Genomic DNA, 20,476 nt, shown 5'->3' on the forward strand with positions numbered 1-20,476 from the left:
AGCCGGGCCCTGGAGGAAGATGTTGGAGCGGCAGCTATTCCGCCGCCTCCTGCAGGCGCGGCGCGGCGCCGCGGATGGCCGCGTCGACATGTGTTTCGAATTTCTCGAAGTTGGCGGCGAACATGTTGACCAGCTTGGAGGCCTGCCGGTCATAGCCCGCCTTGTCGGCCCAGGTCGAGCGCGGATCGAGAATGGCGCCGTCGACGCCCGGCACCGCCACCGGGACCTCGAAGCCGAAATTGGCATCGGTGCGGAATTCGGCGGCATTGAGCGAGCCGTCGAGCGCCGCGCCGAGCAGGGCGCGCGTCACCTTGATCGGCATGCGACGGCCGGTACCATAGGCGCCGCCGGTCCAGCCGGTGTTGACCAGCCAGCAATCAACGCCATGGCCGGCGATCAGCTCGCGCAGCAGATTGCCGTATTCTGACGGATGGCGCGGCATGAAGGGCGCGCCGAAGCAGGTCGAGAAGGTCGCCTCGGGTTCAGTTATGCCCTTTTCGGTTCCGGCGACCTTGGCGGTATAGCCTGAAAGGAAGTGATACATCGCTTGCGCCGGCGTCAGCCGGGCGATCGGCGGCATGACGCCGAAGGCGTCGGCCGTCAGCATGATGATGTTCTTCGGATGGCCGGCGCGGCCGGTCCTCGAGGCATTGGGAATGTAGTCCAGCGGATAGGCGCAGCGCGTGTTCTCGGTGAGGCTGCCGTCGTCGAAGTCCGGCACGCGGGCGGCGTCGAGAATCACATTCTCCAGCACCGTCCCGAAGCGCTGCGTGGTGGCGAATATCTCGGGCTCCGCCTCGGCCGACAGCCTGATCGTCTTGGCGTAGCAGCCGCCTTCGAAGTTGAAGATGCCGTGCGGCCCCCAGCCGTGCTCGTCGTCGCCGATCAGCGTGCGCGATGGATCGGCCGACAGTGTCGTCTTGCCTGTGCCGGAAAGGCCGAAGAAGACGGCCGCGTCGCCGGCGGGTCCTTCGTTGGCCGAGCAATGCATCGGCATGACGCCTTTTTGCGGCAGCAGGTAGTTCAGCACGGTGAATACCGATTTCTTCATCTCGCCGGCATAGGACGTGCCGCCGATCAGCACGATCTTGCGGGTGAGGTCGACCGCGATAACCGTCGCCGCGCGGGTGCCGTGGCGGGCCGGGTCGGCGCGGAAGGACGGCAGGTCGATGATCGTCATCTGCGGCACGAAGCGGTCGAGCTCGGCGGCTTGCGGGCGGATCAGGAGATTGCGGATGAACAGCGAGTGCCAGGCGAATTCCGTCACGACGCGAACCGGCAGCTGGAACTCGGCGTCGGCGCCGCCGACGAGATCCTGCACATAGAGATCCTTGGCCGCAGCATGGGCGCGGAAATCGGCGAGGAGCGTCTCGAACTGCGCCGGCGAGATCGCCTTGTTGTTTTCCCACCAGACATGCGGGGCGGTGCTGTCGTCACGCACGACGAACTTGTCCTTCGGCGAGCGTCCGGTGTGCTGGCCGGTCTCGGCAACCAGCGCGCCCTGCGCCGTCAATTTCGCCTCGCCGCGGCGGATCGCTTCCTCATAGAGCTCGGCAGCGCCGAAATTATATCGCACCGTGCCCGTGGTCCTCAGGCCGATCGCGTCAATGGCGCAGTCGGGGTTGCGTTTGCCGGCTTCCGACATCAAATTTCCTCTCCGGATTTTGGCCGCGTCTGACCGGTCATTGCCGGAACGCGCAAGGGACTAGGTAGGGTGAGAACCAGAAAAGGCGAATGATATCAAATCATTAATCGATTTAAAAATTTTGAAAGTTGTTTAAATCGTTTATATGTGCAAAAAATCACAGAGGTTGCCCAAAGGATTGGCAGGCTTCGTTCGTCCAATCCGGTTATGGGTGCGATCGTGTGTAGCGGCAGGCCGCCCGTGACTTCGGACAAGGCCCGTGCCACATTTTGTACCCAATTTGTCCTGCAAAAGCCCTTTCTCGACGACAGAAGGGACAGCTCATGAGGGAGCCGCTTGAAATGGCAACAATCGCGCTTGTCGACGACGACCGAAATATTTTGACTTCGGTGTCGATCGCGCTCGAATCCGAGGGCTACCGCGTCGAAACCTACACCGACGGCGCGTCGGCACTCGAAGGCCTGGCGGCGCGGCCGCCCAACCTCGCCATCCTCGACATCAAGATGCCGCGCATGGACGGCATGGAGCTGTTGCGCCGGATGCGGCAAAAATCCGACTTGCCGGTGATCTTCCTGACCTCGAAGGACGACGAGATCGACGAATTGTTCGGCCTCAAGATGGGGGCCGACGACTTCATCCGCAAACCGTTCTCGCAGCGCTTGCTCGTCGAGCGGGTGCGCGCGGTGCTGCGCCGCACCAGCGCCCGCGAGGCGGCCGCCAAGGCGCCCAGCCAGCAGGCGCGCTCGCTCGAGCGCGGCCAACTGGTGATGGACCAGGAGCGGCACACCTGCACCTGGAAGGGCGAGCCGGTGACGCTGACGGTAACCGAGTTCCTGATCCTGCATTCGCTTGCGCAGCGCCCCGGCGTGGTAAAAAGCCGTGATGCGCTGATGGACTCGGCCTATGATGAGCAGGTCTATGTCGACGACCGCACCATCGACAGCCACATCAAGCGGCTGCGCAAGAAGTTCAAGGCCGTCGATGACGACTTCGAGATGATCGAAACCCTTTACGGAGTCGGGTACCGGTTTCGGGAAGCTTGATATAGTGAATAGTCAATGGTGAATGGTGGATGGTGCGAGCGGCCCACTGGGCTCTATCTAATCGCCCCATTTTTCCATTCGCCATGCACCATTCACCGGACAGGGACTGCTAGTTGATGGCAGTGGAAGCAGAGCGAGGCAGGCGGGCGGGCGCGGCGAAGCGCCCGTCGCGTATCGTGCCTGCATTCCTGTCGAAGATCACGGTGCCGATGCGCCGCTTCCTCGGCCACCACATCTTCTCCAGCCTGACGCGGCGCATCCTGTTTCTCAACCTGGCCGGCCTTGCCGTGCTGGTCACGGGCATCCTCTACCTCAACACCTTCCGCGACGGGCTGATCGACGCCCGCGTCGAAAGCCTGATGACGCAAGGCGAGATCATCGCTGGCGCCATCGCGGCCTCGGCGACGGTCGAGACCGACTCGATCAGCATCGATCCGGAAAAGCTGCTCGAGCTGCAGGCCGGCGAAAGCCTGGGGCCAGGCTCGGACCAGCTCGACAATCTCGACTTCCCGATCAATCCCGAGCGCGTGGCGCCGGTGCTGCGGCGGCTGATCTCGCCGACCCGCACGCGCGCCCGCATCTACGACCGCGACGCGAACCTGCTGCTCGATTCGCGGCATCTCTATTCGCGCGGCCAGATCCTGCGCTACGACCTCCCGCCTGTCGACGACGAGCAGCCCGGCCTTTTGGAGCGCGTCGAGAAATTCGTCTTCGACTTCTTCCGCAACAAGGACCTGCCCGTCTATCACGAACAGCCCGGCGGCAATGGCGCGGCCTTCCCCGAAGTGGTCAAGGCGCTGACCGGCAGTCCCTCGACCATCGTGCGGGTAAGCGAGCAGGGCGAACAGATCGTCTCGGTAGCGGTGCCGATCCAGCGCTTCCGCGCCGTGCTCGGGGTCTTGATGCTGTCCACCGAAGGCGGCGACATCGACAAGATCGTCGCGGCCGAACGCAAGGCGATCCTGCGCGTGTTCGGCATCGCGGCGCTCGTCACGGCCATCCTCTCGCTGCTGTTGGCCTCCACGATCGCCAATCCGCTGCGGCGGCTGTCGGCTGCTGCCGTACGGGTGCGGCGCGGCGTCAAGAACCGCGAGGAGATCCCTGACTTCTCCGACCGTCAGGACGAGATCGGCAATCTGTCGATCGCGGTGCGCGACATGACAAACGCGCTCTATGCGCGCATCGAGGCGATCGAAAGCTTCGCTGCCGATGTCTCGCACGAGCTCAAGAATCCGCTGACCTCGCTGCGCAGCGCGGTCGAAACGCTGCCTCTGGCCAAGAACGACACCTCACGCGAGCGTTTGATGGAAATCATCCAGCACGACGTGAAGCGGCTCGACCGGCTGATCACCGACATTTCCGATGCCTCGCGGCTCGATGCCGAATTGGCGCGCGAGGATGCCTCGACGGTCGACCTGAAGAAGTTCATCACCGATCTTGTCGCGGTCTCGCGCGAGACGACGCGCAACAAGAAGTCGGTCGAGATCGAGCTCAAGGTCGCCAAGCTGCCGCAGGGCGTCAAAGGCTATGTCGTCGTCGGCCATGATCTGAGGATCGGCCAGGTCATCACCAACCTGATCGAGAACGCGCGTTCCTTCGTTCCCGAGGAACACGGCCATATCACCATCTCGCTGGCGCGCGCCGGCAAGTTCAACATCGTCACCGTCGACGACAACGGTCCGGGCATCAGAGCCGAAAAGATCGATCGCATCTTCGAGCGCTTCTATACCGACCGGCCCGCCGGCGAGGCCTTCGGCCAGAACTCCGGCCTGGGCCTGTCGATCAGCCGCCAGATCGTCGAAGCGCATGGCGGCACGCTGACGGCGGAAAACATCCCCGGCACCAAGCCGGGCGAGATCAAGGGCGCGCGCTTCGTGGTGACCCTGCCGGCCGAAGGCTGATCTCCGTTCCCAGACAGAAACGATCATGTCCGATCCTGCCGTGAAGCCCGAAAATATCCACGCAACGGCGATCCTGATCGGCGATCGCGGCGTCCTCATCACCGGGCCGTCCGGCGCCGGCAAGACGACGCTGGCGCTGACGCTCATCGATCATTGCCGGGTGCGCGGGCTGTTTTCGCGACTGATCGGCGACGACAGGCTGCTTGCCGCCCCGCGTCACGGGCGGCTGGTCTGCCGGGCGCCGGCCACCATCGCCGGTCTCGCCGAAGTGCCCGGCTTCATTCCGAGCCCGCTGCCGTTCGAGCCGGGCGGCGTGATCGACCTGCACGTCCGGCTGGTGCCGAAAGAGGAAATGGTCCGCTTCCAGGAAGAAATCAGCGAGCCGGTCGCGGGCTGCCTGGTGCCGCGCATCGATCTTGCGGAGCGCAATGTTGTCACAGGCGTGCCGGCCGTGATGGCGCGGCTGTCGATAGCGCCTTTTTCATGATCCGGGTCCGGATTTTTTGCTGCAATGCGTCAAAATGGACCGGGCCGTCGCAATTTTGGGCTTGTCAACCGGCCGTGCGTCGACAAGATAGCGCTCCCGCCGCCTGGAATGGTTGGCGAACATAAAATACGCCAGTAAAGCGGCGATGACGGGAGCCACCAAAGAATGATCGGACTCGTGCTCGTGACGCACGGTCAACTCGCCACCGAGTTCCGGCATGCCGTCGAACACGTGGTGGGGCCACAGGACAATTTCGAAACGGTCGCGATCGGCGCCGACGACGACATGGAGAAACGCCGGGCCGACATCGTCGACGCGGTGGCACGCGTCGACACCGGGGCCGGCGTCATCGTGCTCACCGACATGTTCGGCGGCACGCCTTCCAACCTCGCCATCTCGGTGATGGAATCGGGCCGCACCGAGGTCATCGCCGGCATGAACCTGCCGATGCTGATCAAGCTCTCCTCGGTCCGCAAGGGCGACAACATGGCCGCCGCGCTCGACGAGGCGCAGGCCGCAGGGCGCAAGTACATCAACGTCGCCAGCCAGCTTCTGAGCAGCAAATGAACGCCCATGCGCCGGAAAAAGACGAGGTTGTGCGTGAGTTCCCGATCGTCAACCAGCGCGGCCTGCATGCCCGCGCCTCGGCCAAGTTCGTCCAGGTCGCCAGCGGCTTCGACGCAACCATCCATGTCGAGAAGGACGGCGTGAAGGTCGGCGGCACCTCGATCATGGGCCTGATGATGCTGGCGGCAAGCCCCGGCTACTCGATCCGCGTCACCGCCACCGGTCCGCAAGCCGGTCCGGCCATGGACGCGCTGGAGCAATTGGTCGCCTCGCGCTTCGGCGAGGAAATCTGAAGGCCGCCGATCGCTGCTCGCATTGTCTCGAAAGACATGCACGAATAAAGATTTCTTTATATCCCATTGTCGTTTGGCAGCCGATCTGCTAGTCAAGCCGGCAATCCGCGCCCTCCATGCGCCGTCCCGGCGCCGGCGCGCTTTTGAAGACAATCACACCGGAGCACTGCCATGACGGGTAGCAAGGACTATGTGGTCGCCGACATTTCGCTTGCCGGCTGGGGCCGCAAGGAGATCGAGATCGCCGAAACCGAGATGCCGGGCCTGATGGCCTGCCGCGAGGAATTCGGCGACAAGAAGCCGCTCAAGGGCGCGCGCATCACCGGCTCGCTGCATATGACGATCCAGACCGCGGTGCTGATCGAGACGCTGAGAGCGCTGGGCGCCGATATACGCTGGGCCTCCTGCAACATCTTCTCCACCCAGGATCACGCCGCCGCGGCGATCGCCGAGGCCGGCATTCCGGTCTTCGCCATCAAGGGCGAGTCGCTGGAGGACTACTGGGATTACACCGACCGGATCTTCCAGTGGGCCGACGGCGGCACGTCCAACATGATCCTCGACGACGGCGGCGACGCCACCATGTACATCCTGCTCGGCGCGCGCGCCGAGGCGGGTGAGGACGTGCTGTCCAGTCCTGGCAGCGAAGAGGAAGAGATCCTGTTCGCCCAGATCAAGAAGCGCATGAAGGCTTCGCCGGGCTTCTTCGCCAAGCAGAAGGAAGCGATCCGCGGCGTCACCGAGGAGACGACCACCGGCGTCAACCGCCTCTACCAGCTGCAGAAGAAAGGCCTGCTGCCCTTCCCGGCGATCAACGTCAACGACTCCGTCACCAAGTCGAAGTTCGACAATAAATACGGCTGCAAGGAATCGCTGGTCGACGGCATCCGCCGCGGCACCGACACGATGATGGCCGGCAAGGTCGCGGTCGTCTGCGGCTATGGCGACGTCGGCAAGGGCTCGTCGGCCTCGCTGCGCGGCGCCGGCGCTCGCGTCAAGGTGACCGAGGTCGACCCGATCTGCGCGCTGCAGGCGGCGATGGACGGCTACGAAGTGGTCACGCTGGAAGACGCAGCCCCCACCGCCGACATCGTCATCACCACCACCGGCAACAAGGACGTCGTCACGCTCGACCATATGCGGGCGATGAAGGACATGGTGATTGTCGGCAACATCGGCCACTTCGACAACGAGATCCAAGTGGCGTCTCTCCGCAACCTGAAATGGACCAACGTCAAGCCGCAGGTGGACATGATCACCTTCCCGGACGGCAAGCGGATGATTCTTCTGTCCGAAGGCCGCCTGCTCAACCTGGGCAACGCCACGGGCCATCCGAGCTTCGTCATGTCGGCTTCGTTCACCAACCAGGTGCTGGCTCAGATCGAGCTCTTCACCAAGCACGGCCAGTACCAGAACCAGGTCTATGTGCTGCCCAAGCACCTCGATGAGAAGGTGGCGCGACTGCATCTCGACAAGCTTGGCGCGCGCCTCACCGAGCTCTCTTCCGAGCAGGCGGCCTATATCGGCGTGACGCCGCAGGGCCCGTTCAAGCCTGAGCACTACCGCTATTAACGAAAACGAAAATATCTACAACATATTGAAGCCGGGTGTTGACTTTCCGCCCGGCTTCATTTTTTGCACCTGTGATTCTTCACGCCGATTCCGGCAGGCGTTATTGTTGTGATTCGCGGTCCGGGGACAGTTGGGCCGGGGACGCATTCAAGGCGGTCTTGCATTCAAGCGGCGAAGAGGACCAAGACATGCCGGAGGATAACCCGCCACGCGCGGGAAAGGCCGTTTCCGGCGGCCACGAGGATTCGATCACGACCGGCTCCGCCGCGGCGGGCGGAGCCCTTTCATGGCGCGCCGGCGCCCGTCTCGGCACGCTTCTTGCCGCCGCCACGTCTGCCGCCCCATTGCTTAGCATTGCGGCGCATGCCGATACCGGCGTGGCCGCGGCGGTCAGCACGGTCGAGGTGATGCAACTTGCGATGTTTGCCGGCGTCATGGGGGCAGCCCTTGTCTCGGCCATCTTCCTGATCCGCGAGCGGGCACGGACGGCGTCGCAAAATGTCCAGCTCAGGGCGCGAATCGCCGACGTCAACGCGGCCCTGCAGCGCTCCGAGGCGCTGCTCAATTTGCGCGACCAGCGCGTCGTCGTGTGGAGTTCCGAGATCAAGAAACCGGAGCTGATCGGCAGCCTGCCGCTCGAAAGCGGCGCACCGGACGAGCGGTCCGCCTTCCTCGCTTTCGGCCGCTGGCTGATGCCGCGCTCCGCCGCGGCGCTCGAGAACGCCATAGCGGCGCTGCGCGACCAAGCGAAAACTTTCGATCTCATCATCGAAACGCAAGCGGGCATGCCGCTGGAGGTGCATGGCCGCAAGAGCGCCGCGCATGTCTTGGTCCGCTTCATATCGCTGTCGGAAACGCTGCGCAGCCAGGCCCGGCTGAAGGTCGAGAACCAGCGGCTCAGCGCCGACTACGATACCATGCTCGGCCTGCTCGACGCGCTGAAGATGCCGACATGGCTGCGGGCAGCCGACGGGCGGCTGAAATGGGTCAACCGCGCCTATGCCGAGGCGGTCGAAGCGGAAAGCGCGGAGGCCGCCGTGCGCGAAGCCAAGGAGTTCCTCGGCGGACAGGCGCGCGAGCAGATTGCCGAACAGCACAAGTCGCGCCCCGTCTTCGAGCAGACATTGTCGACGGTCATCGAGGGTGATCGCCACATGTTTTCGGTCACCGACTTTGCGAGCGCCGACGGCTCGGCGGGGCTCGCCTGCGACATCAGCGCGATCGAGACGATCCGCGCCGAATATGAGCGCACCGTGCGCAGCCATGCCGACACGCTCGACCAGCTCAACACGGCGGTGGCGATCTTCGATACGGATGAAAACCTGCGCTTTTTCAACCAGGCATTCCAGAAACTGTGGGGCCTGGACGGCGGCTTCCTGCACAGTGCCCCCTCCAACGCGCTGCTGCTCGACCGGCTGCGCAGCGAAGGCAAGATCGCCGAACAGCCGGAATGGCGGCGCTGGAAGGAGAACCTGCTCGGCGCCTATCGCGCCGTCGAATCGCAGGAGCATTGGTGGCACCTGCCGGACGGCAAGACGATCCGCGTGGTGGCCAACCCACAGCCCAAGGGCGGCGTCACCTGGGTGTTCGAGAATCTGACCGAGAAGATGGACCTCGAAAGCCGCTACCAGACCGCCGTGCGTGTGCAGGGCGAGACGCTGGACAATCTGGCGGAGGGCGTGGCGGTGTTCGGCCCGGACGGACGGCTGCGCCTGTCCAACCCCGCCTTTATCGCGCTGTGGGGGCTGGCGCCGGATGCGATCAAGGCTAACGTGCATGTCTCGGCGATCCGCGACCTTTGCGATCAACGCGCGGCCGACAGTCCGTGGGGCGGCTTCGTCGCCGCCATCACCGGCTTCGACGACGAACGCCGCGACCGCTACGGCCAGGCGGAACTCGTCAACGGCACGGTGCTGAGCTATGCCGTGATCCACCTGCCCAACGGGCAAGTGATGATGACCTTTGTCGACGTCACCGACACCGTCAATGTCGAGCGGGCGCTGAAGGACAGGAACGAGGCGCTGGAGAAGTCAGACCAGTTGAAGAACGAGTTCGTGCAGCACGTCTCCTACGAACTGCGCTCGCCGCTGACCAACATCATCGGCTTCACCGAACTGCTGTCGCTGCCGACGACGGGACCGCTGACGCCGAAGCAGCGCGAATATGTCGAGCATGTCGGCTCGTCGTCCTCGGTCCTGCTCACCATCGTCAACGACATACTGGATCTCGCGACGGTCGATGCCGGCATCATGCAGCTCGACATTTCCGAGATGAGTATCGACAGGACGATCGCTGCGGCCGCCGAGCTGGTCGCGGACCGGCTGGAGGAGCATCAGATCAAGCTCAAGGTCGACGCTGCATCGGCGCCGAAGAGCTTCCACGGCGACGAGATCCGGGTCCGCCAGATCCTCTACAATCTCTTGAGCAATGCCGCAAATTATGCGCCAGCGGCGAGCACGATCACGCTCGCTTGCCGTCAAATGGCAGACGGCGTCGAATTCTCGGTGCATGACGACGGGCCGGGCATGCCGCCGGACGTGCTGGAATCGGTCTTCCGACGCTTCGAGCCGCGCGCCAATGGCGGCCGCCGACGCGGCGCCGGGTTGGGACTGTCGATCGTCAAGAGCTTCGTCGAATTGCACGGCGGAACGGTGCGTATAGAGACCGGAGCGGACAAGGGCACGACCGTGATCTGCACCTTCCCGGAGACGCCCTCCGGCGGCATCCGCGAAGCGGCCGAGTAACGCGCTTTGGCAGAAACGGTGTTGGAACGATTTCTCGCCGACGAGGTGGCGACCGCAAGGCTTGGCGAAGACCTTGCCATGGCGCTGCGGGCTGGCGACGCAATTGCGCTGAAAGGCGATCTCGGCGCCGGCAAGTCGACGCTCGCCCGCGCGCTCATCCGGGCGCTTGCCGACGACGCCGGCCTCGAAGTGCCGAGCCCGACCTTCACGCTGGTGCAGAGCTACGAGACGCGGATACCCGTGCACCATTTCGACCTCTACCGCCTGTCCTCGCCGGACGAGCTCGACGAGCTCGGCCTCGACGACGCGCTGGCGCAGGGCGCGGCACTGATCGAATGGCCGGACCGAGCCGGCGACCAGCTGCCGGCAAATGCGCTCCAGGTCGAGCTTATCGAGCAGGGCGCGGGCCGGTCGGCAAGGATCTCCGGACAGGGAGCCGCCTTCGAGCGCGCGGCGCGCTCGCTGGCGATGCGTGATTTCCTGGCCTCGGCCGGCTGGGGCGAAGCGAGCCGCCGTCATTTCGTCGGCGACGCGTCCGCCCGTTCCTACGAGATCGCCTCGCTTCCCGGCCGGGCGCCGGGGGTGCTGATGAACTCGCCGCGCCTGGTGCTCGGACCGCCGGTGCGCGACGGCAAGCCTTACGCCGTGATCGCTCACACCGCACAATCGGTCGCCGCCTTCGTCGCCATCGACCGGGCGCTTCTCGCCGCCGGCGTCAGCGTGCCGCTTATCCATGCGCAGGACCTCGACCAGGGCTTTCTGCTGCTCGAACATCTCGGCTCGGAAGGATTTTTGGGCGGCGACGGCCAGCCGATCGTCGAGCGCTATGAGGCAGCGGCGGAGCTGCTCGCCATGATGCATGGCAAGGCCTGGCCGGACCGCATGGAGGCCGCGCCGGGCGTATACCACGGCGTTCCGCCCTTTGACCGCGAGGCGATGCTGATCGAGGCCGACCTTCTGGTCGATTGGTATGTGCCGATGGTCACCGGCGAGCCGGCAAGCGATGCATTGCGGGCCGGCTATCATAACGCATGGAATGCGGTGCTCGACCGGCTCGAGGGCCAGGAATACACGCTGATGCTGCGCGACTTCCATTCGCCCAACATCATCTGGCGGGCAGAGCGTTCCGGCCTCGATCGGCTCGGCATCGTCGACGTGCAGGACGCACTGATCGGCCCGGCGGCTTACGACGTCGCCTCTTTGGCCATGGATGCGCGTGTCACCGTCTCGACCGAGATCGAGCGGCGGACGGTCGAAGCCTATGTCGCGGCGCGGCGTTCGGCCGGCGCCTTCGACGAAGCCGGCTTCGCCGAGGCCTATGCGATCATGGCGGCGCAGCGCAATTCGAAGATCCTGGGCATCTTCGTGCGGCTCGAAAAGCGCGACGGCAAGCCCTACTATCTGAAGCACCTGCCGCGCATTCGCGACTATCTGAGGCGGGCGCTGGCGCACCCGGCGCTTGCCGGCCTGAAGGAATTTTACATGGCCCACGGCCTGCTCGAGGAGCGCTCGCCATGAAGCCGAAGACCGCGATGGTGCTTGCGGCCGGTCTCGGCAAGCGCATGCGGCCGATCACCGACACGATGCCGAAGCCGCTGGTGAAGATCGCCGGCAAGGCCTTGCTCGACTGGGGGTTGGACAGCCTGGAAGCCGCCGGCGTCGCCAGCGCCGTCGTCAACGTTCACTACCTGCCGGAGCAGATCATCGCCCATGTCGCCGGCCGCCGGGCGCCGAAGATCGACATTTCCGACGAGCGCGCGGGCCTGCTGGACTCGGCCGGCGGCATCGTCAAGGCGCTGCCGTTCCTGGGGGGCGAGCCTTTCTACATCATCAATGCCGATACGTTCTGGATCGACAGCGGCGAGCCCAGCCTCGAGCGCCTCGCCCTTGCATGGGACGCCGCTAGAATGGATATTCTGCTGATGCTCACCGATCTCGACTCAGCGATCGGACACTGCGTCGGCACCGACTTCCTCGTGGCGCCGGACGGCGCGCTGCACCGGTCCAAAGGCGACCCTGCCGGCTTGATTTATGCCGGTGCCGCGATCATCCATCCGCGCATCTTCAAGGATGCGCCCGAAGGCCCGCATTCGATCAACGCCTATTTCGACAAGGCAATCGCCGCCGGCCGCCTGTTCGGCATGAAGATGAGAGGCCGCTGGATCACCGTCGGGACGCCGGAAGCCATTCCGGCGGCCGAAGCGGCGGTCACCGGCGCGCCCGCGACCGCATCGGCCCAAAAATCGGGTCCGATTTTTGGAAAGCACGATGCGTAGACTCAAAGAGTTAGATCGTCGTTTGTGCGCCCAAACGGGCGCACAAAGATCTAATGCGGTATGAGCGGCTCGCGCCGCGTCTTTTCCATCCCGTCCGGAGCGCCGTTCCTGCCGACGCTGGCGGAGGCGTTGCTCGAAGGCCGCCTGATCCCAACCTTCCGCTTCGACGGCGAGCCGCTGGCGCTGGCTGACGCGACTATCTATGTGCCGACGCGGCGCGCGGCGCGCGCCCTGCGCGGCGCCTTCGTCGACATGCTCGGCAGACGCTCGGCCATCTTGCCGACGGTGCGGCCGCTCGGCGAGTTCGACGAGGACGAGGCCGCCTTTGACGCCGAGGCGGCACCGGCAATAGACCTCGCACCGCCGATCGCCGCGCAGGAAAGGCTGCTGTTGCTGGCGCCGCTGGTGCGCGCCTGGAAGGAAAGCCTGCCGGCGCACGTCAGGGCGCGCTTCAACGAGGAGTTCGTTGTGCCGACCTCGGCCGCCGACGCCATTTGGCTTTCGCGCGACCTTGCCCGGCTGATGGACGAGATCGAGACCGAGGGAACGGATTGGGCGAAGCTCGCCACGCTGGTCACCGGCAACCTTGCGGGCTGGTGGCAGGTGACGCTCGATTTCCTCGGCATCGTCACCGACAACTGGCCGGAGTTGCTCAAAGAGCGTGACCGCTCTAATCCGGCCGCGCACCGCAGCGCGCTGATCCGGCTGGAAGCGGCGCGGCTGAAGCGCAGTCCGCCGACCGGACCGGTGATCGCCGCCGGTTCGACCGGCTCCATTCCAGCCACGGCCGAGTTGCTTGCCGTGATCGCCGGCTTGCCGAACGGCGCCGTCGTGCTGCCCGGGCTCGACCGTGAGCTCGACGACGCGTCCTTCGCGGCGATAACCGCGCCCGGCGCGCGGCCGGCAACACTTGGTCACCCACAATACGGCCTCGCCAAGCTGATCGGCAGCATTGGCATTGAGCGCCGCGATGTCGAGGAGATCGGCGCTGCATCACGACCGCTCGCATTACGCGCCGCCCTTGTCGGCGAGGCGCTGCGGCCGGCCGAGACCACCGAGCTTTGGACGGAGTCGCGGCCGCGTTTCTCGGTCAATGATGTCGAGCAGGCGCTGGCCGGCGTGACGCTGGTCGAGGCTGCAAATGAGCGCGACGAGGCGGCAGCGATTGCCATTGCGCTTAAGCGCGCAGTGGAAATGCCGGGCAAGCGCGCGGCACTCGTCACCGGCGACCGCGCCCTGGCGCGACGCGTCTCGGCCGAGCTGCTACGCTTCGGCGTCGTCGCTGACGATTCCGGCGGCACGCCGCTAGCCAACACGCCGGCCGCCAGCCTGCTCAGGCTGGCGCTAGGCGCAGCATTCCGGCCAGGCGATCCGGTGGGTCTATTGTCGCTGCTCAAGCATCCGCTGCTTGGCCTCGGTCTCGAACGCCAGAGCGTGCGCAAGGCTGCCGAGCTGATCGAGCTGGTGGCGCTGCGCGGCGGCACCGGCCGGCCGGACGTCGCTTCCCTCGACGCGCTTTTCGAGACGCGGCTCGCGGGCCTTGGCGGCGACAGCCGTCGGCCCTTCTGGTTCCAGCGCCTCACGGTACGCGGTATCGAAGAGGCGCGGGCAGTGCTCAATCGCCTCACCGATGCGCTATCCCCGCTCACTGCGATGCGCGGCGAGAAGGATGCCGATATCGCGACATTGACGCGGGCGAGCGTCGTGGCGTTAGAAGGTCTCGGCCGCGCGGCCGATGACAGCCTGACCAGCCTCTATGCCGGCGACGCCGGCGAGAAGCTCGCCGCGCTTCTGCGCGGGCTGGTTGCCGTGTCATCGCCGTTTATGATCGGTGCGGGCGAATGGCCCGACGTGATGGAGGCGCTGATCGCGCCGGAAACGGTCAAGCCGGCGCAAGGCACCGACCGCAACATCGCCATCTGGGGCGCGCTGGAAGCTCGCCTGCAAAGCGTCGACACGCTGGTCATCGGCGGCCTCAATGAAGGGGTCTGGCCGCGCAAGCCCGAGAGCGACCGGTTCATGTCGCGGCTGATGAAGACCGGCATCGATCTCGAGCCGCCGGAGCGGCGCATCGGCCTGGCCGCGCATGATTTCCAGATTGCTATGGGTACTGAAACGGTGGTGCTGACGCGCTCGGCCCGATCCGGCGACGCGCCCGCGGTGCCGTCGCGCTGGCTGCAGCGCATCGTCACCTTCATCGGCAAGGACCAGGCGACGGCAGTTCGCCGGCGCGGCGACGCGCTGCTTGCCTGGGCGCGCGCGCTCGATGCCGGCGACAGGAAGGATTTCGCGTCCCGCCCACAGCCGAAGCCGCCGCTGCACCTGCGGCCACAGCATTTCTCGGTCACCGAGATCGAGACGCTGCGCCGCGACCCCTATGCGATCTATGCCAGGCGGATTCTCGGCCTGATGCCGCTCGACCCGGTGATCCGCGACCCCGGTGCTGCCGAACGCGGCACGCTGTTCCACGAAATCCTGCATTTGTTTTCGCGAAGGGTGGAAGATCCGAGGGCGCCGGGCGCGCTGGCAGCCCTCATCGAGGCCGGTCGCGCGTGCTTTGCCGACGCGGCACTTCCGCCCGATATCGAGGCGGTGTGGTGGCCGCGCTTCGAAAAGCTCGCGGAAAACATCATCGAATGGGAGCATACCCGCGCCGACGCCGTCGCCCGGCGCTATGCCGAGGAACGCGCCGAAAAGACCGTTATCGGCCGCACCGGCATCACGCTTTCGGGCTATGCCGACCGGGTCGACCTTCTCGCCGGCGGCATGGCCGACATCCTCGACTACAAGACCGGTTCCTCGCCTTCGAAGGCGCAGGCGCATACGCTTCTGTCGCCGCAGCTGGCACTCGAGGGCGCGCTTCTTCGGCGGGGCGCCTTCAAGGAGCTCGGCATCTGCGAGCCCTCGCAGCTTGCCTTCGTGCGGCTGAAGCCGAACGGCGAGGTGTTCGAGGAATCGATCCTCGAATACAACCGCAAGCCGAAGACCGCCAACGAGCTTGCCGAGGAAGCGTGGGCGCGGCTGGAAAGGCTGCTGTTCCACTATGCTGACCCGACCACCGGCTATCTGTCACGCGCGCTGCCGTTCCGCGAAGGCGAGGCCGATGGCGACTACGACCATCTGGCGCGCGTGCTGGAATGGTCGGCCGGCGGCGCAACCGAGGACGAGGCGGAAGGATGAGATATCCGATCCCCTCCGACACCGCCGCCAGCCAGGCGCGCGCTTCCGATCCGCAAAATTCCGCCTGGGTCTCGGCCAATGCCGGCTCGGGCAAGACCCATGTGCTGGCGCAACGCGTCATCCGGCTTCTGCTCAACGGCACCGATCCGTCGAAGATCCTGTGCCTGACCTACACGCGCGCCGCCGCCGCCAACATGTCGAACCGCGTGTTCTCGACGCTGTCGGAATGGACGGCGCTTCCCGACGCCGAGCTCGCGACACGCATAGCCGCGCTCGACGGGCGGTCGGCCGATCGCGATACGATGCGGCGCGCGCGCCGATTGTTTGCCGAGGCGCTGGAAACGCCGGGCGGCCTGAAAATTCAGACCATCCACGCCTTCTGCGAATCGGTGCTGCATCAGTTCCCGCTGGAAGCCAACATCCCGGCGCATTTCGAGATGCTCGACCCGCAGATGGAGGCCTCGCTTTTCGCGGATGCGCGACGCGACATGATCTCGGGTGCCGGCACCGGTGTCGAAGGCCTGGCGGAAGCCTTTGCCACGGTGCTGGAGCGCGGCGGCGAGTTCGGGCTCGACATGCTGCTCTCCGAGATCGTGGGCAAGCGCGACGAACTGCGCGCCTTTATCGAAAAGCTGGGCAAGGACCGGGGGTTCCGGCTGCTGTTCGCCGAATTCGGCTTCAACCCCGGCCAGACGGCAGCCGGCATTGCCGCTTCGGTCTGGCCGCTGCCGGGCTTTGCGCCGAGCCAGTTCGCTGAATTCGGGCGCGCCGCCGAAGCCGCCGACGCGCGGCAGGTGCTGAACAACGTGCTGCCCTATGCGCAGACCGCTTTTGCCGAAGCCGATCCGATCAGGCGACTGCGACTGCTCGCCAAGGCATTTCTGCGCTCCGATGGCGACCCTTACGATCCACCGAAAATCTTCAAGAAAGCGCTGGTGGACAGGCTGCCCGACCTGCCCGAGCGCTATCTCGCGGCGGCCAAGGCGATCCTCGATGTATCGGACCGGCTGGGGCTGTTCCGCATGCTCGAAGGCACGGCCGCTGCGCTCACCGTCGCCGGCTGGCTGATCGCCCGCTACGAGCAGCTGAAGCGAAGCCGCGGTTTCCTCGACTTCAACGATTTGATCACCCGCACGGTCAGCCTGCTGTCGCGGCCCGATGCCGGGCCGTGGGTGCAGTTCAAGCTCGACCAGGGCATCGACCATATCCTGCTCGACGAGGCGCAGGACACCAGTCCCGACCAGTGGGAAGTGGTGAAGAAGCTGACGGAAGAATTCTTCGCCGGGTTCGGCCAGCGAGAGACGGTGCGGCGCACGGTGTTCGCCGTAGGCGACGAGAAACAGTCGATCTACTCCTTCCAAGGCGCGGCGCCCGATTCCTTTGCCGAAAGCCGGCTTTTGTTTGCCGGGCGGGTGCGCGACGCGGAGGCTTCGTTTGCCGACCTGAAGCTCACCTGGTCGTTCCGCTCGAGCGACGACGTGCTTGCCGCCGTCGACCGCGTCTTCGCCGAGCCAGGCGTGCGACGCGGCATCAGCCACGATCCCGATCCGCTCAGCCACAAGGCGATCCGCACCGATGCGCCGGGCTATGTCGAGGTGTGGCCCTCGATCGGCGCCGAAATGGTCGAAGAGCCCGACGACTGGACCTTGCCGGTCAACCACGCCAGCGCGCCCGCCGTGCGCGTGGCCGAACATGTGGCAACGACGATCCAGAACTGGCTGCGCAACGGCGAGGCCATCGAAGGCAAAGGCCGCAAGCTGACCGCCGGCGACATCCTGGTGCTGGTGCGCAAGCGCGATCGCTTCGTGCACGCGCTGTCGCGCAGCCTCAAGAACCGGCAGATCCCGGTTGCCGGCGCGGACAGGCTGAGCCTTCCCGGCCATATCGCCGTGCAGGACCTGATCGCGCTCGGCCATTTTTTGATTCAGCCGGAGGACGACTTGTCCCTGGCCGCCGTGCTGCGCAGCCCGATCTTCGAGGTTTCCGAGGAGACGTTGCTCACGCTCGCTGGCGAGCGGCCAAAGGGCCAGTCGCTGATCGCCTCGCTCCGGCAGCATGCCGGCGGAGACGAGGTCTTGGCCGCCGTTGTTAGCCGGCTCGATGGCTGGGCGACTGAGGTGGCGTTCAAGCCGGTGTTTGAATTCTATGCCGCCGCGCTTTCGCGTGACGGCCTGCGCCGCAAGATGACGGCCCGGCTCGGGCCGGAAGCCGGCGACATCCTCGACGAGTTCCTGAGTTTCTGCCTGGCTGAGGAACGTACCGGCCTGCCGGGGCTGGAATCCTTCCTCTCGATGCTGGAAAACAGCGGGCCGGAGATCAAGCGCGAGATGGACCAGACCCGCAACGAGGTGCGCGTCATGACCGTGCACGCCGCCAAGGGCCTGGAGGCGCCGGTCGTCTTCCTGGTCGACGGCGGCTCGGCGCCGTTCAGCGACCAGCACCTGCCGCGGCTGATGGCCTTCGAAAGCTCGGGCGCTGATTGGAAGGGCAAGGGCTATCTCTGGCGCTCGGCGAGTGACGTCGCCAACGGCGTTTCGAAAGCGGCCTCGGCGCGGGCGCGCGCGCTTGCCGACGACGAATACCGGCGGCTGCTCTATGTCGGCATGACGCGCGCCGAGGACCGGCTGATCGTCTGCGGCTATCACGGCAAGCGCGCGCCGAGCACCGGCACCTGGCATTCGATTGTCAGCCGGGCACTGCTGGGTGCGCCGGAAAGCGCTGAGCGGCGGCATCCGGCGACACCCGACGTGGCGGTGCATCGCTTCCATATGACCAAGCTGCCGCCGATGGCGCTCAATCAGGCTGAGGAGACGATACTGTTCGATCATGCCGCGCCGCTGCCGGACGGCCTGTTCCGGCCGCTCCCGCCCTATGAGGACTTGCCGCGGCCGCTCTCGCCTTCAGGCGCCTCGGCGCTGATCGACGAAGCGACGGAAAGCTTGCCCGACACGCGCTCGCCGGTGCTCGCTGCGGAAACCGAACCCGGCTTTGCGGTGATGCGCGGGCTGGCACTGCACAAATTGCTACAGATGCTGCCCGGCATCGCCGAGGACGAGAGGCGGAGCGCGGCCGAGCGCTATCTAGCGCGCGCCGGCGCCGACTGGCCGGCCGAAGAGCGCGACACGGCGCTGGAAGCCGTGCTTTCCATCCTGTCCGACAGAAGCTTCGGGGCGCTGTTCTCGCCGTCCTCGCGGGCGGAAGTCGCCGTCATGGGCGGCCTGGAGGTAAGGGGCAGGCTGCGCTCGATCTCCGGCAAGATCGATCGGCTGGCCGTCACCGGGGAAACGGTCTCGATCGTCGACTACAAGACCAACCGGCCGGCGCCGGCCAGCCTGGCCGAAGTGCCGCCGGCCTATGTCCTGCAGCTTGCGCTCTACCGCGCGCTGCTTCAGCCGCTCTATCCGGGCCGCACGGTGACGGCCGCGCTGCTGTTCACCGAGGCGCCGCGCCTGATCGAGCTGCCGGCAGCGGCCATGGACGGTGCCCTTGCCCGACTCACGGGAGCGTGACACAAGAACTGCTTGAACATCGCCACCACAGCCACCACATTTGGTGCAACCCGAGTTTTCGAAAGGATTTCAGCATGGCCACCGTCAAGGTCGACAAGGGCAATTTCCAGGCCGATGTGCTCAATGCCAAGGAGCCGGTTGTGGTGGATTTCTGGGCCGAGTGGTGCGGTCCGTGCAAGATGATCGCCCCGGCGTTGGAAGACATCGCCAAGGAGCTCGGCTCGAAGGTGAAGGTCGCCAAGCTCAACATCGACGAGAATCCCGAGTTGGCCGCCCAGTACGGCGTGCGCTCGATCCCGACGCTGATGATCTTCAAGGGCGGCGAAGTGGCCGACATGAAGGTGGGTGCGGCGCCGAAGACGGCGCTGTCGCACTGGATCAATGGCAGCCTCGCCTGAGCCAATCCGAATATCAGAAAGATCGAGCCCGGCCATCGCGCCGGGCTTTTTCCTTGGCGCCATCGCTGACGGCGCTCTGGCCCTGACGCTTCGGGCAGCCATCTCCTTTCCTTAAGAAAAGGAGAGTCCCATGACCGGAACAGCCAAGGCCACAGTTCACGTCGACAATGAGCGCGTGATCGTCACCGAATACCGCTTCGCCCCGGGCGCCAACACCGGCTGGCACCGCCATGGCCACGACTATGTCATCGTGCCGCTGATGGACGGCAAGGTGAAGCTGGTGACCAAGGACGGCGAATCCTTCGCGGAGATGAAGCAAGGCGCGCCCTATTTCCGCCGGGAAGGCGTCGAGCACGATGTCATCAACGCCAATGACGGCGAATACGCCTTTATCGAGATCGAGCTGAAATAACCTTCGAGGCAGGCGCCGCTACCAATCGGCGACGCGATCGCCGCCGATGAATTGCGCGCTTTTGTCCGTGTATTCGAACAGCTCGATCTTCACGCCGTTGGGGTCTTTGATCCAGGCCTGCCAGGTGCCGTCGCAAGCGAGCTTCTTCGCCGTGACCTCGACCTCTTGCGACCGGATATGGGTGATCGCGGCGTCCATGTCTTCCACCTCCAGGCAGAAGTGGTTGATCTGGTTCGCCTCGCTGTAGCGGGCTTCGGCCTTCTCGAACACCTCGACATGGCTGCGGCCGCCGCAATCGAGATAGAAACCGAAGATCTTGCCGTCGCGCAGGAAGTTGAACCGCGTGTCCATGCCGAGCACATCCCGGTAGAAGCCGCGCGTCGCCTCAAGGTCATGCGCGAAGATGCAGACGTGGGCCAGCTGGTTCACCTTGATCACGATTGCTCCTC

General features: G+C 65.4%; 15 protein-coding genes. 13 read left to right on the plus strand and 2 right to left on the minus strand.

The features are described from left to right. Positions 1-34: 34 nt before the first annotated feature. Entirely contained in the window at positions 35-1,645 is a 1,611-nt protein-coding gene (locus P9254_RS12655; RefSeq protein ID WP_278055005.1) for a phosphoenolpyruvate carboxykinase, read from the minus strand. A gap of 341 nt (positions 1,646-1,986) precedes the next feature. On the opposite strand from P9254_RS12655, the gene P9254_RS12660 reads away from it, so the two are divergent. The 13 genes from P9254_RS12660 to P9254_RS12720 all read left to right on the plus strand — a co-directional run bounded on the left by P9254_RS12660 (position 1,987) and on the right by P9254_RS12720 (position 20,027). Then, positions 1,987-2,688, plus strand: a complete 702-nt coding sequence (locus P9254_RS12660) for a response regulator transcription factor (RefSeq protein WP_006201274.1) — start codon at positions 1,987-1,989, stop codon at positions 2,686-2,688. 116 nt (positions 2,689-2,804) lie between these two features. Beyond that, entirely contained in the window at positions 2,805-4,589 is a 1,785-nt protein-coding gene (locus P9254_RS12665; protein WP_127239631.1) for a sensor histidine kinase, read from the plus strand. A 25-nt stretch (positions 4,590-4,614) separates the two neighbouring features. After that, positions 4,615-5,076: an HPr kinase/phosphorylase gene (locus P9254_RS12670; protein ID WP_278055006.1), complete on the plus strand. Its 462-nt coding sequence runs from the start codon at positions 4,615-4,617 to the stop codon at positions 5,074-5,076. A 165-nt stretch (positions 5,077-5,241) separates the two neighbouring features. After that, positions 5,242-5,643, plus strand: coding sequence for a PTS sugar transporter subunit IIA (locus P9254_RS12675; RefSeq protein ID WP_067002921.1), 402 nt, complete (start codon positions 5,242-5,244; stop codon positions 5,641-5,643). Next, the gene (locus P9254_RS12680) at positions 5,640-5,936 is read left to right on the plus strand and encodes an HPr family phosphocarrier protein (RefSeq protein ID WP_067323867.1); all 297 of its coding nucleotides are present in this window, start codon (positions 5,640-5,642) and stop codon (positions 5,934-5,936) included. The genes P9254_RS12675 and P9254_RS12680 overlap by 4 nt, the downstream gene beginning before the upstream one ends. Positions 5,937-6,107: 171 nt before the next feature. After that, on the plus strand, positions 6,108-7,508 hold the full coding sequence (gene ahcY / locus P9254_RS12685; protein WP_127239634.1) for an adenosylhomocysteinase: 1,401 nt from the start codon (positions 6,108-6,110) through the stop codon (positions 7,506-7,508). Positions 7,509-7,696: 188 nt separating this feature from the next. Further along, on the plus strand, positions 7,697-10,252 hold the full coding sequence (locus tag P9254_RS12690; RefSeq protein WP_278055007.1) for a sensor histidine kinase: 2,556 nt from the start codon (positions 7,697-7,699) through the stop codon (positions 10,250-10,252). Between the two features lie 6 nt (positions 10,253-10,258). Next, complete coding sequence (tsaE, locus tag P9254_RS12695; RefSeq protein WP_278055008.1) at positions 10,259-11,770, plus strand: tRNA (adenosine(37)-N6)-threonylcarbamoyltransferase complex ATPase subunit type 1 TsaE; 1,512 nt, start codon at positions 10,259-10,261, stop codon at positions 11,768-11,770. Then, the gene (locus P9254_RS12700) at positions 11,767-12,528 is read left to right on the plus strand and encodes a nucleotidyltransferase family protein (RefSeq protein WP_278055010.1); all 762 of its coding nucleotides are present in this window, start codon (positions 11,767-11,769) and stop codon (positions 12,526-12,528) included. Before tsaE ends, P9254_RS12700 begins: the two co-directional genes overlap by 4 nt. 60 nt (positions 12,529-12,588) lie before the next feature. Beyond that, positions 12,589-15,708, plus strand: coding sequence for a double-strand break repair protein AddB (gene addB / locus P9254_RS12705; RefSeq protein WP_278055011.1), 3,120 nt, complete (start codon positions 12,589-12,591; stop codon positions 15,706-15,708). Beyond that, positions 15,705-19,217, plus strand: coding sequence for a double-strand break repair helicase AddA (gene addA / locus P9254_RS12710; RefSeq protein ID WP_278055012.1), 3,513 nt, complete (start codon positions 15,705-15,707; stop codon positions 19,215-19,217). Before addB ends, addA begins: the two co-directional genes overlap by 4 nt. A 74-nt stretch (positions 19,218-19,291) precedes the next feature. Beyond that, a complete protein-coding gene (gene trxA / locus P9254_RS12715) occupies positions 19,292-19,615 on the plus strand; it encodes a thioredoxin (protein WP_041000044.1) in 324 nt (107 codons plus the stop codon). Between the two features lie 130 nt (positions 19,616-19,745). After that, entirely contained in the window at positions 19,746-20,027 is a 282-nt protein-coding gene (locus tag P9254_RS12720; RefSeq protein ID WP_067002933.1) for a cupin domain-containing protein, read from the plus strand. Between the two features lie 18 nt (positions 20,028-20,045). On the opposite strand, the gene P9254_RS12725 is transcribed toward P9254_RS12720, so the two are convergent. Further along, entirely contained in the window at positions 20,046-20,465 is a 420-nt protein-coding gene (locus P9254_RS12725) for a VOC family protein (RefSeq protein ID WP_095827279.1), read from the minus strand. Between the last annotated feature and the right edge of the window lie 11 nt (positions 20,466-20,476).

This window comes from Mesorhizobium sp. WSM4983 (assembly GCF_029625765.1).
Taxonomy (GTDB): Bacteria; Pseudomonadota; Alphaproteobacteria; order Rhizobiales; family Rhizobiaceae; genus Mesorhizobium.

Coding starts and splice junctions, on each gene's coding strand:
- P9254_RS12690 (WP_278055007.1), top strand. CDS start 7,697: ATGCCGGAGGATAACCCGCCACGCGCGGGAAAGGCCGTTTCCGGCGGC.
- P9254_RS12675 (WP_067002921.1), top strand. CDS start 5,242: ATGATCGGACTCGTGCTCGTGACGCACGGTCAACTCGCCACCGAGTTC.
- P9254_RS12660 (WP_006201274.1), top strand. CDS start 1,987: ATGGCAACAATCGCGCTTGTCGACGACGACCGAAATATTTTGACTTCG.
- trxA (WP_041000044.1), top strand. CDS start 19,292: ATGGCCACCGTCAAGGTCGACAAGGGCAATTTCCAGGCCGATGTGCTC.
- ahcY (WP_127239634.1), top strand. CDS start 6,108: ATGACGGGTAGCAAGGACTATGTGGTCGCCGACATTTCGCTTGCCGGC.
- P9254_RS12655 (WP_278055005.1), bottom strand. CDS start 1,645: ATGTCGGAAGCCGGCAAACGCAACCCCGACTGCGCCATTGACGCGATC.
- P9254_RS12665 (WP_127239631.1), top strand. CDS start 2,805: ATGGCAGTGGAAGCAGAGCGAGGCAGGCGGGCGGGCGCGGCGAAGCGC.
- P9254_RS12670 (WP_278055006.1), top strand. CDS start 4,615: ATGTCCGATCCTGCCGTGAAGCCCGAAAATATCCACGCAACGGCGATC.
- addB (WP_278055011.1), top strand. CDS start 12,589: ATGAGCGGCTCGCGCCGCGTCTTTTCCATCCCGTCCGGAGCGCCGTTC.
- addA (WP_278055012.1), top strand. CDS start 15,705: ATGAGATATCCGATCCCCTCCGACACCGCCGCCAGCCAGGCGCGCGCT.
- P9254_RS12680 (WP_067323867.1), top strand. CDS start 5,640: ATGAACGCCCATGCGCCGGAAAAAGACGAGGTTGTGCGTGAGTTCCCG.
- P9254_RS12720 (WP_067002933.1), top strand. CDS start 19,746: ATGACCGGAACAGCCAAGGCCACAGTTCACGTCGACAATGAGCGCGTG.
- P9254_RS12700 (WP_278055010.1), top strand. CDS start 11,767: ATGAAGCCGAAGACCGCGATGGTGCTTGCGGCCGGTCTCGGCAAGCGC.